12 protein-coding genes are annotated in these 12,402 nt (G+C 72.6%); 8 read left to right on the top strand and 4 right to left on the bottom strand.

From position 1 onward, the window contains the following. Nucleotides 1-50 precede the first annotated feature (50 nt). Entirely contained in the window at nucleotides 51-623 is a 573-nt protein-coding gene (locus ACO1BR_RS11040) for a hypothetical protein (protein ID WP_426794852.1), read from the bottom strand. A gap of 208 nt (nucleotides 624-831) precedes the next feature. Continuing rightward, nucleotides 832-1,611: an RDD family protein gene (locus tag ACO1BR_RS11035; RefSeq protein WP_426794851.1), complete on the bottom strand. Its 780-nt coding sequence runs from the start codon at nucleotides 1,609-1,611 to the stop codon at nucleotides 832-834. Nucleotides 1,612-1,858: 247 nt separating this feature from the next. On the opposite strand from ACO1BR_RS11035, the gene ACO1BR_RS11030 reads away from it, so the two are divergent. The 7 genes from ACO1BR_RS11030 (at nucleotide 1,859) to ACO1BR_RS11000 (ending at nucleotide 9,517) form a co-directional block, all read left to right on the top strand. Then, complete coding sequence (locus ACO1BR_RS11030) at nucleotides 1,859-2,728, top strand: bifunctional methylenetetrahydrofolate dehydrogenase/methenyltetrahydrofolate cyclohydrolase (RefSeq protein WP_426794850.1); 870 nt, start codon at nucleotides 1,859-1,861, stop codon at nucleotides 2,726-2,728. 63 nt (nucleotides 2,729-2,791) lie between these two features. Further along, entirely contained in the window at nucleotides 2,792-3,220 is a 429-nt protein-coding gene (locus ACO1BR_RS11025) for a DUF3017 domain-containing protein (RefSeq protein WP_426794849.1), read from the top strand. 138 nt (nucleotides 3,221-3,358) lie between these two features. Further along, nucleotides 3,359-4,579, top strand: a complete 1,221-nt coding sequence (locus tag ACO1BR_RS11020) for an NADP-dependent isocitrate dehydrogenase (RefSeq protein WP_426794848.1) — start codon at nucleotides 3,359-3,361, stop codon at nucleotides 4,577-4,579. A gap of 432 nt (nucleotides 4,580-5,011) precedes the next feature. After that, nucleotides 5,012-6,001, top strand: coding sequence for a malate dehydrogenase (locus ACO1BR_RS11015; RefSeq protein WP_426794847.1), 990 nt, complete (start codon nucleotides 5,012-5,014; stop codon nucleotides 5,999-6,001). Between the two features lie 212 nt (nucleotides 6,002-6,213). Next, nucleotides 6,214-8,097 (top strand): hypothetical protein, encoded by a 1,884-nt coding sequence (locus ACO1BR_RS11010; RefSeq protein WP_426794846.1) that lies wholly within the window; start codon nucleotides 6,214-6,216, stop codon nucleotides 8,095-8,097. Beyond that, nucleotides 8,084-8,506 (top strand): hypothetical protein, encoded by a 423-nt coding sequence (locus tag ACO1BR_RS11005; protein ID WP_426794845.1) that lies wholly within the window; start codon nucleotides 8,084-8,086, stop codon nucleotides 8,504-8,506. Before ACO1BR_RS11010 ends, ACO1BR_RS11005 begins: the two co-directional genes overlap by 14 nt. Nucleotides 8,507-8,512: 6 nt before the next feature. Beyond that, nucleotides 8,513-9,517, top strand: a complete 1,005-nt coding sequence (locus tag ACO1BR_RS11000) for a hypothetical protein (protein WP_426794844.1) — start codon at nucleotides 8,513-8,515, stop codon at nucleotides 9,515-9,517. Between the two features lie 61 nt (nucleotides 9,518-9,578). Here the strand turns inward: ACO1BR_RS11000 and ACO1BR_RS10995 are convergent, their stop codons facing one another. Together ACO1BR_RS10995 and ACO1BR_RS10990 are read right to left on the bottom strand one after the other, a co-directional pair. Then, nucleotides 9,579-9,788, bottom strand: coding sequence for a DUF5988 family protein (locus ACO1BR_RS10995; RefSeq protein WP_426794843.1), 210 nt, complete (start codon nucleotides 9,786-9,788; stop codon nucleotides 9,579-9,581). Between the two features lie 80 nt (nucleotides 9,789-9,868). Further along, a complete protein-coding gene (locus ACO1BR_RS10990; protein ID WP_426794842.1) occupies nucleotides 9,869-10,660 on the bottom strand; it encodes a hypothetical protein in 792 nt (263 codons plus the stop codon). A gap of 222 nt (nucleotides 10,661-10,882) precedes the next feature. On the opposite strand from ACO1BR_RS10990, the gene ACO1BR_RS10985 reads away from it, so the two are divergent. Further along, a complete protein-coding gene (locus ACO1BR_RS10985) occupies nucleotides 10,883-12,400 on the top strand; it encodes an aldehyde dehydrogenase family protein (protein ID WP_426794841.1) in 1,518 nt (505 codons plus the stop codon). The last annotated feature ends 2 nt before the right edge of the window (nucleotides 12,401-12,402 follow it).

Here is a 12,402-nt window from a genome sequence, read left to right as displayed (position 1 = left end):
GCCGCACCCCTGCCCGGGGTGCGGCACTCCGCCGCATGGTGTGGCCGCGGTCAGTAACGCGGCCTGCTGAACCAGGCGTTGCCCTCGTCCTTGCTGACGAAGACCACCACCAGGATGCCCAGCACGGTGTGCACCAGGCCGAACGGGATGGTGAACAGGCTCACCACGATGGTGCCGACGCCGAAGACGATGCTGCCGACGCGGACGCCCTTGCCGCCGTTGCCGAACTGCGCGGCGAGGGTGATCGCGGCGGCGGTGAACACCACGATGATGACGATCGCCGCGATCAGCAGGCCCTTGCCGACGTTGAACGCCGACATGTCCGCGTAGGGCGAGGACGCCGCGTCGTGCGACGCCTTGCTGACGCCGCCCAGCCCCAGCACCGCCAGGACCAGGCCGATGAGGTTGAGTCCGGCGAGCACGAACAGCATCGCGCGGGCGCCCTTGACGCCGCCCGGCATCACCGTCGGGTACTGCTGCTGCATACCGGGCATCGGGCCGCCCGGGTAGGCGCCGTACGGCGCCATGGGCTGCTGCGGCTGCATCGGCTGCTGCTGGGGATGGCCGTATCCGGGCTGCTGGCCCGGGGGCGGGCCGTAGGGGTTCGGGTTCGGATAGCTCACGAGCGGTGTCCTTCGGGCGACTTGAGCCGATACCGGCGCTCGCGCGAACGGATATCGGTGCGTTTGACGGGACGGTAGGCCACCGGGCCTCCGTCATGCTCCACCGGGCACGGACCCGGCTCCGTACGGCGCCACGAAGGCCCCCGGTCGCGAGCGCGAGGGGGCCTTCGGTGGGCTGTTCAGGGCGTCCGTGCGGCCCGGTACGGCGTTACTGGGCGCGGACGACCACGGTGCCGGCGACCTTGTCCGCGAACGTCTGCGACTTCTCGTCCCACAGCGGCCACAGGTAGCCGATGGAACAGGCGAGGCTGTCGAGGAAGTGGCAGATCTTGCGCACGAAGGCCATGCCGAAGCCGATGGGCTGACCGGTGGCCTCCTTGACCAGCCGGATGCCCAGCGCCTTCTTGCCCGGGGTCTGGCCCGTGCTGCCTTCCTTGGCGATGAGGAAGATGCCGCCGACCAGCGCGATGATCGCGGCGACCACGATGCACAGGATCGCGCCGGTCGGGGTGGCGCTGGACGTCGCCGCGTTGGCCGCGTTCCGGTAGCAGGACATGTCGCCCGGCTGGCAGGCCGAGTAGTCCGGGTGGATCGACGTGGCCGCGCTCGCCGTCATGCCGATGCCGATGGCGTACAGGATGCCCGGGATCAGGCCCACGATCAGACCGTCGATCAGGTAGGCGCCGACGCGCGCACCCCAGCTCGCGTAACCCTGGGGCATCCCCGGCATGCCCGGCATCCCCGGCTGGCCGTACGGGGCCTGCGGCTGCTGCGGGTAGCCGCCGTACTGCGGCGCGCCCTGCTGCGGCGGCACCTGGCCCTGCTGGGGGTAGCCGTACGGCTGCTGGGGCTGCTGCGGGGCGCCCTGCTGCGGGTAGCCGTAGCCCGGCGCACCGCCCTGCGGCGGGACCGGGGGCTGCTGGCCGTACGGGCCCTGGGGGGCCTGCGGCGGCTGGCCGTACGGGTTGTTCGGGTCACCGAAGCTCATGGTGTTGCTTTCCTCCGTTGGGTGTCAGTGGGGGACGACGCGGCGTGACTCGGAGGAAAAACAGGTGGTTTCACTGGCCCGCCCCCGACGATGCCTGCGGCACTGCGCGTCAATCCTTCTAGGTGAGGAATCGCTCTGTCCAGTCAGGGGGGTCAGCCTTTGTCCAACCGCAATGATCATTTCCGGACAACTGCCGTCCGCGCGGCCTGATTGGAACACGGGTGCCTCCATCCGGGAGGATGGGGGTATGACTGCCCAGATTCTGGATGGCAAGGCCACCGCCGCCGCGATCAAGTCCGAGCTCACCGACCGCGTCGCGGCGCTGAAGGCCAGGGGCGTGCAGCCCGGCCTCGGCACCCTGCTGGTCGGCGACGACCCCGGAAGCCGCTGGTACGTCAACGGCAAGCACCGCGACTGCGCGCAGGTCGGCATCGCGTCGATCCAGCGCGAACTGCCGGCGACCGCCACGCAGGAGGAGATCGAGGCCGTCGTCCGGGAGCTCAACGAGGACCCGGCCTGCACCGGCTACATCGTCCAACTCCCGCTCCCCAAGGGCATCGACGCCAACCGCGTGCTGGAGCTGATGGATCCGGCCAAGGACGCCGACGGGCTGCACCCGATGAGCCTGGGCCGCCTGGTGCTCGGCATCGAGGGCCCGCTGCCGTGCACCCCGTACGGCATCGTCCAGCTGCTGCGGCGGCACGGGGTCGAGATCAAGGGCGCGCACGTGGTGGTGGTCGGCCGCGGCATCACCATCGGCCGCCCGATGCCGCTGGTGCTGACCCGCAAGTCGGAGAACGCCACGGTCACCCAGTGCCACACCGGCACCCGCGACCTGTCCGCGCACCTGCGGCAGGCCGACATCATCGTCGCCGCGGCCGGTGTGCCGCACATCATCAAGCCCGAGGACGTCAAGCCCGGCGCGGCCGTGCTGGACGTCGGCGTCAGCCGGGACGAGAACGGCAAGATCGTCGGCGATGTGCACCCCGGTGTCGCCGAGGTGGCCGGCTGGGTCGCCCCCAACCCGGGCGGTGTCGGCCCGATGACCCGGGCCCAGCTGCTGGTCAACGTCGTCGAGGCGGCCGAGCGTGCTGCTGTGGGCACCGCCCGGCGTTAGCCGGGGGAGTCTGAGAGCCTGGCTATGACACGACCCGGACACGGAAGGGGCTGACCGCCACCCATGGCCGCCGAAGCGCACTCAGAGGGCGCCTCCGAGCCGCAGCGCACCTCGCGCCGCTTTCCGCAGGTCACCCGGGACACCGCCCGCCCCGAGGGCGGTGGCCGGGCCGCCTCGGGCGGCTCTCCCGCACCGGCCCGGCAGTGGCCGCTGCTCGCCGTCATGGGCGGTGTGGCGGCCGGGCTGCTGCTGGTCGCGGTCGACGCGTTCCGCATCGGCTCGATCGTGATCGGCCTCTCCCTGCTGGCCGGCGCGGTGCTGCGGTGGGCGCTGCCGTCGGTGGGGATGCTGGCCGTACGGTCCCGCTTCACCGACATGGCGACGTACGGCGGGCTCGGCTTCGTCATCGTGATCCTGGCGCTGATGGTGCAGCCCAAGCCGTGGATCCACGTCCCGTTCCTCGACGACATCGTGCACTTCACGGTGCGGTAGCCGAGCGCGGCGCGCCCCCGGGGCGCGGTGGTCGCGGCACGGCGAGCCGTCCGTGCCGTAGCCGCCCGTGCCCGTGTGACGCGGGTAACTTGGCGACGTCCGGGGGGTGCACCGACCGCGAGAGGGATGTTCCGCCTCATGGCCAAGATCAAGGTTGCCCACCCCGTCGTCGAACTCGACGGCGACGAGATGACCCGCATCATCTGGTCGTCCATCAGGGACCGGCTGATCCTCCCGTACCTCGACATCGAGCTGGAGTACTTCGACCTGGGCATCGAGCACCGGGACGCGACCAGCGACCAGGTGACCGTCGACGCCGCGCACGCCATCAAGGAGCACGGCGTCGGCGTGAAGTGCGCGACGATCACGCCGGACGAGGCGCGGGTCGAGGAGTTCCACCTCAAGGCCATGTACCGCTCACCGAACGGCACCATCCGCGACATCCTCGGCGGCGTGATCTTCCGTGAGCCGATCGTCATGGAGAACGTGCCGCGGCTGGTCCCGGGCTGGACCGAGCCCATCGTCGTCGGCCGCCACGCCTTCGGCGACCAGTACCGCGCCACCGACCTCAAGATCCCCGGCGCCGGCACCCTGACCCTGGCCTTCACCCCGAAGGACGGCAGCGAGCCGATCGAGCGGGAGGTCCACGAATTCCCGGGTCCCGGCGTCGCGCTGGCCATGTACAACCACGACGACTCGATCCGCGACTTCGCGCGGGCCTCGTTCCGCTACGGGCTCGACCGCGGATACCCGGTCTACATGTCGACGAAGAACACGATCCTGAAGAAGTACGACGGCCGGTTCAAGGACCTCTTCCAGGAGGTCTTCGACAGCGAGTTCCGGACCGAGTTCGACGCCAAGGGGCTGACGTACGAGCACCGGCTGATCGACGACATGGTCGCCATGGCGCTCAAGTCGTCCGGCGGCTACGTCTGGGCCTGCAAGAACTACGACGGCGACATCCAGTCGGACGTCGTCGCCCAGGGCTTCGGGTCGCTGGGGCTGATGACGTCGGTGCTGATGTCCCCGGACGGGCGGACCATCGAGGCGGAGGCGGCGCACGGCACCGTCACCCGCCACTACCGCCACCACCAGCAGGGCAAGCCCACCTCCACCAACCCGATCGCCTCGGTCTTCGCCTGGACCCGCGGGCTCGCCCACCGCGGCCGGCTCGACGGCACCCCCGAGGTCGTCCGCTTCGCCAAGGCGCTGGAGCAGGTCTGCGTGGAGACCGTCGAGGGCGGCCAGATGACCAGGGACCTGGCCCTGCTGATCGGCCCGGCGCAGCCCTGGCTGACCACCGAGCAGTTCCTGGACGCCCTGGACGCCGGGCTGCAGAAGGTGATGGCGCCCCCTTGAGGCGCGCCGGCGGCCCGCCGGCTGGCCGGGATTCGCCGCTCGGGGCGGGCGGCCCCGCGGCCGGGGGATTGCCCGTGCGGATACCGGGCATGCGCTCGAATACCCCCCACGGGTGTGGCACAGGCCGGTGGTCGCTCGCGCTCCCCTCCACAAGCGGGCGGCCACCGCACCGCCGCGCGGCGGCCGGCCGGGGGTGCGCGCCGGGGTACGCGCCGGGACCGGGGCCGCCCGGTCAGGTGGCCGGTCAGGGTCCGGTGAGGTGGCCGGTGAGGTGTCCCACACCGGCCCGTCGTCGGGGCCGGGCGGGGGTCCGATAGCCTGACGGCCGGGTCTCTCGATACCAAGAGACCTCGATAGATGGGCAGGGACACCCACCGCCACCCAAGGTGGTCCAGGGGCTTGCCCCCGGAAAACACCGCGCAGGAGATCGCCATGACCCGCACTCCCGTCAATGTCACCGTCACCGGCGCCGCCGGCCAGATCGGTTACGCACTCCTCTTCCGCATCGCTTCCGGTCATCTGCTCGGCGCGGACGTGCCGGTCAAGCTGCGCCTGCTGGAGATCCCGCAGGGGCTGAAGGCCGCCGAGGGCACTGCGATGGAACTCGACGACTGCGCCTTCCCGCTGCTCCGCGGCATCGACATCTCGGACGACCCGAACGTGGCCTTCGACGGCGCCAACGTCGCGCTCCTGGTCGGCGCCCGCCCCCGTACGAAGGGCATGGAGCGCGGTGACCTCCTGGAGGCCAACGGCGGCATCTTCAAGCCGCAGGGCAAGGCCATCAACGACCACGCCGCGGACGACATCAAGGTCCTGGTCGTCGGCAACCCGGCGAACACCAACGCCCTGATCGCCCAGGCCGCCGCCCCGGACGTACCGCGCGAGCGCTTCACCGCGATGACGCGCCTGGACCACAACCGCGCCGTCTCGCAGCTCGCGCAGAAGACCGGCACCCCGGTCTCCGAGATCCGCCGCCTGACCATCTGGGGCAACCACTCGGCCACCCAGTACCCGGACATCTTCCACGCCACGGTCGCCGGCAAGAACGCCGCGGAGACCGTCAACGACGAGAAGTGGCTGGCCGACACCTTCATCCCGACCGTCGCCAAGCGCGGCGCGGCGATCATCGAGGCCCGCGGCGCGTCCTCCGCCGCCTCGGCCGCCAACGCCGCCATCGACCACGTCCACACCTGGGTCAACGGCACCGCCGACGGCGACTGGACCTCCATGGGCATCCCGTCGGACGGCTCCTACGGCGTCCCGGAGGGCCTGATCTCGTCCTTCCCGGTCACCACCAAGGACGGCTCGTACGAGATCGTCCAGGGCCTGGAGATCAACGACTTCTCCCGTGAGCGCATCGACGCCTCGGTCAAGGAGCTGGCGGAGGAGCGCGAGGCCGTTCGCGGTCTCGGCCTCCTCTGAGCCACCCCCGCCTCCCGAACGAGCCCGTACGGTCCCAACGGCCGTGCGGGCCCGGTCGTTTGACGGCCCGAATCGCGGTGCGCCGTGCGGCGCGCTCCTCTATGCTGCGGCTTCCCTGCCACGTACGGGTGAAGGCGGCGCGCTGCCGGAACAGCGCCCGCCCACCGGCGCGTTGAGGCGGGTAGTTGGTACAGCGGCGACGGGGGAGGCCGATGAGCGGTACGGATGTGTCTGCACAGCCGGAGGAGCCGGAGGAGCCGGGCGGTCCGCCACGGCTGGGCAAGGGCGTGCCCGAGCAGTCCGCGGGCGCCGCGCCGGTCGCCGCCCCCCTCCCGCCGGTCCTGGCCGTCCCGCCGGGCGCCAGCGACACCACCCGCCTGCTGTGCGCCGGCACATATATGGACGAGGCGTTCCGGGACGCCGTCGTCGACGAGTTGTACGTCCATGAGGAGCGGTTCGCCGCGCCGTCCCTGGGCATCGACGCCGCCCGGGTGCTCGCCCACGCCCTGCGCGCCCGCCGCCTCGAACTGGGCTGGGCGGCGCTGATGTTGCTCGCCTGGATCGTGGCGCTCCCGCTGTCGCAGTGGCTGGCGGTGGCCTATCTCCTCCCGGTCGTCCTGCTGGGGATCGGCCGCTACGTCCGCCGGGCGCCGCTCCCGGAGTGGCTGGCCCGCGGTCTGTCCCTCCTCTTCCGCTGGAACGGCCGCTTCACGCTGACCCTGGTCGTGGTGGGGCTGGCGGTGGCGGCGTTCAGCGGGGACGATGCCGCGACGAGCTTCGCGTCCCCGCTCTCCTGGCTGCTGGACAACCTCTTCTCCGGCTCCTCGGGGTCCGGCTCCCTCGGCGGCGGCTTGGGACCGGGCCCCTACGCCGGCCCCGGCCCCGCTGCGTCCGGCTCGGGCTCGTCCGGCTTCGCCGCGGTGTTCCCGGTCTGGGTCGCGCTGCTGCTGCCGGTGGCGCTGGCCGTGCTGGTCGCCCTCCAGCGCGGCTGGTTCGCCCATGTGCTGGCCCGCGAACTGTCCCGGGAGCGCTTCCCGGACGTGCTGTCCGACCCCGCCGAGCAGTCCGACGGCATCCGTTTCCAGCGGCTGCGGCACCGCGTCCGGGTCGAGCAGCACGGGCCGCTGGTGATGTACCGCGCCGCCGACCCGTTCTGCGGCGCCGGCGAGGCGGTCAAGCCCTGGTCGCTCTCGGTGGAGCTGGTCCCTCGGACCGGCCGCGCGGCCGAACCGCTCGACAACGGCGCGATCCTGGCCCGTGTCGTCCCGCTGGTCGAGGAGCTGCGCATCCCGTCCGGATCACCGCAGACGGCACCGGCGGTGCGCGACCGGCTGCGCGCCCTGGAGATCGACGAGTGCGTCTTCCTCCCCGCCGACGGGCTGCCGACCCGCGCGGCGGCACCGTACGACCCGGCGGCGTTCGAGGCCCACCGGGCCGCCGCGATCGAGGAGGGCGGCGAGACCCGCCGGCACTTCCTGCGGATCAGGGTCGGCGGCTGGAACGAAGGCGTGGTCACCACCGTCTTCGTGCGGGTCCACTCCCAGGGCGGCATGCTGATGTTGGAGGTCGCCCCGCATGTGCTGCTGCCGCTGCGCCAGCTCTTCCAGGACGCTGACCGGATCGCCCACCGCTACCGCCACCACGGCCACTTCGGCACGGCGGTCTGGGCGCTGACCCACACCCCGCGCGCCGTCGGCGACGCCGTGCTCACCCTGCTGCGCGGGCTGCGGACCACCTGGCGGCTGCTCACCGGCGGAAACGGCGGCGCTCTCCCCGAGGGGCCCGCCGCCTCGGTCCGCGAGCTGGGCTCCTTCGGCGAGGCATCGCTGTTCCAGGACATGGACGTTGCCCGCTACCTGAAGTCCATTCAGGACCGGGTGGCGGCCGGGGTCATGACCGCGCTGCGCGACGCCGGCTATCGGACCGAAGAATTCGAGCAGCGGATAGTCAACATCGCCGAGGGCGGTGTCTACGTCGAGTCCGCACAGGGCGCCGTGGGCATCGGCGACCACAACACCCTCATCAGCAACGGCGACAACACCATCCAGCGCGATTCCGCGTCCAAGAAGGGCAGGCCCCAGCGTGGCAACGGCTGACGCACCCGGCAACGGCGGCAACCCCGACAACGGCGGTAACGGCGGCGCCGACCAGGGCATCCACGGGATCCACATCGGCAGCGTCCAGGGCGCCTTCGCCATCGGCAACCACAACACCGTCACCCATCACCAGGGCTCCGCCCCCGCCACCGACCCGGTGCAGCAGGAACTCCTCCAGGCCGTCCGCGCGCTGCGGGAGGACCTCGGGCGGCTCGTGGGCAGCCCCGAGATCACCGCCCTGACCGCCCAACTCACCGACACCGAAGGCGAGATCACCGAAAGCGGCGCCGCCGGCCCCGGCCGCCTGGCCCGGCTGCGCACCGCCCTGACCGACGCCGGCTCGATCGTCGGCCTGCTGTCCTCGGGGGCCTCGGTCGCGCAGGCGGTCAGCGCCCTCCTGGGAGGCTGACCGGCCATGCCCGACGGACCCGCACCGCGCTGGAACCCGGACACCCAGTCCTGGGAGACCGGACCCCCGCGCCCCGCCCGCCCGTACACAGGCCCGCTGCCGCCCCGCCCGACGACCGCCCCGTCCATGGGAGCGCCGTCCGCTGACGGTACGGCGTCCGGTGCCGGTGCCGGCGCCCCGTCGCCCGATGTGCCCTGGCCGCCGTTCGCCTCCTCCGGCACCCCGGCGCCGCCGCCCGAAGGGCCCGCGGTCCCACCCGTGCCCGAGGCGCCGTTCCCGCCTGTGCCCGACGCGCCGCTCGCACCCGTACCGGAGACCCCTTACCCGCCCTTCCCGCCCGTCCCGGGCACCGGCCACCGTCGTACGAGGGCCCTCATCGCCGCCGCGGTGGTGGGGGTGCTGGCGATCGGTGCCGGCGGCGCCTACCTCCTCTGGGGCCGCACCCCGGCCGGCCCGCCCGCCGCCCACCCGCCCACCTCGTCGGCCTCCGTCACCACCACCCCCACGGCGCCCGCCACCGGCGGCACCGCGTCCGGTACGCCGACCGTCTCGCCCACCGCCTCCGGCGCCCCGGGCGGCTACCACGTGGTCCACGACGCCAAGGGCTTCACCCTCGCCGTCCCCGACGGCTGGCAGCGCGACGAACGGCCCACCGGCGTCTTCTACACCTCGGCGGACTCCCGCAACCTGCTCCAGATCTTCCAGATCACCGAATCCGACCTCACCCCCCAGCGGGCCCTGGAGCAGGCGTCCCAGGGACTCGCCGGCAACCCCGGCTATCAGCAGATCAGCCTCGGCCCGGTCTCCGGGCCGCCCGGCTCCAGCGGCGCCCAGCTGGTCTACGCCTACGACAGCGACCGCCTCGGCATCCGCGTCCAGGCCGTCGACACCGCGTTCACCGCCGCGGACGGCCGGCAGTTCGCGGTCCTCGTCCTGGGGCCCGCCGCGGACTGGCCCCGGCAGCAGGAGACCGAGCACCTGGCCCTGCAGTCCTTCTCCCCCACGAGCTGATCCGGCGGGGGCGGAGCGGCCCGCGGGCCGCCCCGCCCCCGCCGGGCACGGAGCGGCGGAGCTATCCCGGCAGCTCCGTGCGCTCCCACCACTCGTAGACGGGCAGCCGCCCCTCGGCCGTGTCCCACTCCCGGCTCGTGACCCGGAAGTGCTCATAGCCACCGCGGTAGGGAACCTTCAGGTCGTCCCCGTCCGGATCCACCTCGACGATCCGCTCCGTGATGCCCTCGGGGCCGCCTTGAAGTACTGCCTTCGGTGCCTTGCTCGCCATGCCCGCAGTGTCTCGCGCCCCTCGCACCCGCCCCCGACGGCTCGCCGGGCGTTACCCGAGCAGCCCTGCGGGCGGTCGGGTCAGACGCTCTGGACGGGACCCTCCAGTACCGAGATGTCGGTGGTGGCGCCGGGATCGGGGGTGTGGGAGGGGACCGGCCGGTCGTAGTCGCTGAGCTGGATGGTGCCGGTCTCGCCGTCGATCTCGGTGACCAGCTTCCGCGGGTAGTGCCGGCCCTCGATGGCGACGTAGACGGTCTGGGCGGCGCCGCCGGCCTTCTTGGTGACGGGGAGGACGGGGGTCCCCTCCTCGGTGGTCGGCCGGCCCTTGGTGAGGGTGAACGAGGGCGACTGCGGCGGCGAGTCGGGAGGGGAGGAGGACTCGGGGGTGGCGACCGCCTGCTGGAAGCCGTTGAGGTCGCAGGCGGCGGTCAGGCGCTGGAGGAAGTCGTCGTCGGTGGTGCCGTGCAGGAAGCGGCCCCCGTAGGCCCGGGCGGCGGCGGTCCCGTCGCCGCCCGGGAACTGGCTCTTCCAGAAGGCGGCGTCGGGCTTCACCCAGACGTTCTTGCCGCGCTTGACCAGGTCGACCCGGCCGAGCGGGCCCTTGGTGATGTGGCCGGCGCAGTTGCCGTCGCGGTCCAGGGTGAGATCGAGCCGGGTGGGGTCGGTGCTGGTCGCGCTCCGCAGGCGCAGGGACCTTGCGGCGAGGAGTTCGTGCACGGCGTCGTCGGAGATCTGCTGGGCCGTCCGGTGCGCGAGGTCGCCCTCGTTGCCGGGGTTGTGGGCTGCTGCCGTGGCGCCGCTCCCGACGGTCGCGGCGACGAGGGCCGTGCCGCAGGTCAGGGCGGTGAGGGTGCGGCGGGTGCCGGTCATCTCGCTACCTCCGGTCCCGAGGGGCTCCCGTGAGGGCATACGGCTATTCAGGGTACGTTCCGGGCTAATCGGGCGCATATGGAGCGCTCAACGTGACTCGGGTCACTTTCCGTGCACGTTTGGGCATAGGTCGAGGGGTTTCGGGGAGGGGTCCCCGTTGCTGGCTGAACCCCTGGGGACAGCGGCGAGAACGTACCGGTAAGCGGAAGGCAGAAGATCGACGTGTCGGCAACCGAGACAAGCGCGACCATTCACGTAGGCGGGGAGTGGCTGACGGCCGCGTCCGGCGCCACGCGGGAGGTCCTGGACCCCGCCGACGCGACGACGCTCCAGCTCGTGGCCGAGGGGGGTGCCGAGGACGCCGACGCGGCGGTCGCGGCGGCCAAGCGGGCCTTCGACGGCGGCGCCGGTACCTGGCCCCGTACGGCGGTGGCCGAGCGCGCCGCGCTGCTGCGCCGGGTCGCCGACCTGCTCCAGCGCGACCGCGAGGAGATCGCGCTGATCGAGAGCCGGGACACCGGCAAGACGCTGGAGGAGGGGCGGGTCGACGTCGACGACGTGACCAACGCCTTCCGCTACTTCGCCGACCTCGTGATCAACGAGGGCGGCGGCCGGGTGGTCGACGCCGGGTCGGCGGACGTGCACAGCGTCGTGGTGCACGAGCCGGTCGGCGTCTGCGCGCTGATCACGCCCTGGAACTACCCGCTGCTCCAGGCCAGTTGGAAGATCGCGCCGGCGCTGGCGGCCGGCAACACCTTTGTGATCAAGCCCAGCGAGGTCACCCCGCTGTCGACCGTCCACCTGGTCGGGCTGCTGGTCGAGGCGGGCCTCCCGGCCGGCGTCGCCAACATCGTCACCGGGGCCGGGCTGCCGGTCGGCCAGCGGCTCGCCGACCACCCCGACGTGGACCTGTTCTCCTTCACCGGCGGGCTGGCCAGCGGCACGAAGGCGGGCGCGGCGGCGGTATCCGGCGCCAAGAAGATCGCGCTGGAGCTGGGCGGCAAGAACCCGAACGTGGTCTTCGCTGACGCCTGCGCCACCGACGAGGGCTTCGACACCGCCGTCGACCAGGCGCTGAACGCGGCGTTCATCCACAGCGGGCAGGTCTGCTCGGCCGGCGCCCGGCTGATCATCGAGGAGTCCGTACGGGACCGCTTCGTCGCCGAACTGGCCCGCCGCGCCGAGAGGATCAAGCTGGGCCGCGGCACCGCCGAGGGCGTCGAGTGCGGCCCGCTCGTCTCGCAGCAGCAGCTGGACAAGGTCGAGGCGTACGTCGCCTCGGCGCTGGCCGAGGGCGCCCGGCTGCGCTGCGGCGGCGCCCGCCCCGCGCCCAGCGACGTCCGCCCGGCCGGCGGCTACTTCTACGCGCCGACCGTGCTCGACGGCTGCCACCGCGAGATGACGGTGGTCCGCGAGGAGACGTTCGGCCCGATCCTGACCGTGGAGACCTTCGCCACCGAGGACGAGGCCGTCGCGCTCGCCAACGACACCGAGTACGGGCTGGCCGGCGCGGTCTTCTCCGCCGACACCGCGCGCGCCCGCCGGGTCGCCGCCCGGCTGCGGCACGGCACCGTATGGATCAACGACTACCACCCCTACCTGCCGCAGGCGGAGTGGGGCGGCTTCGGCAAGTCCGGCATCGGAAGGGAGCTGGGCCCCTCCGGACTCGACGAGTACCGCGAGAGCAAGCACATCTACGAGAACCTCCGGCCGGAGCCGGTGCGCTGGTTCGCGGGCTGACC

The sequence above is a fragment of the Streptomyces sp. YGL11-2 genome (assembly GCF_050054615.1).
Lineage (GTDB): Bacteria > Actinomycetota > Actinomycetes > Streptomycetales > Streptomycetaceae > Streptomyces.
The sequence above is the reverse complement of the archived record's forward strand: the minus strand, read 5'-3'. Positions and strand labels throughout refer to the sequence as shown.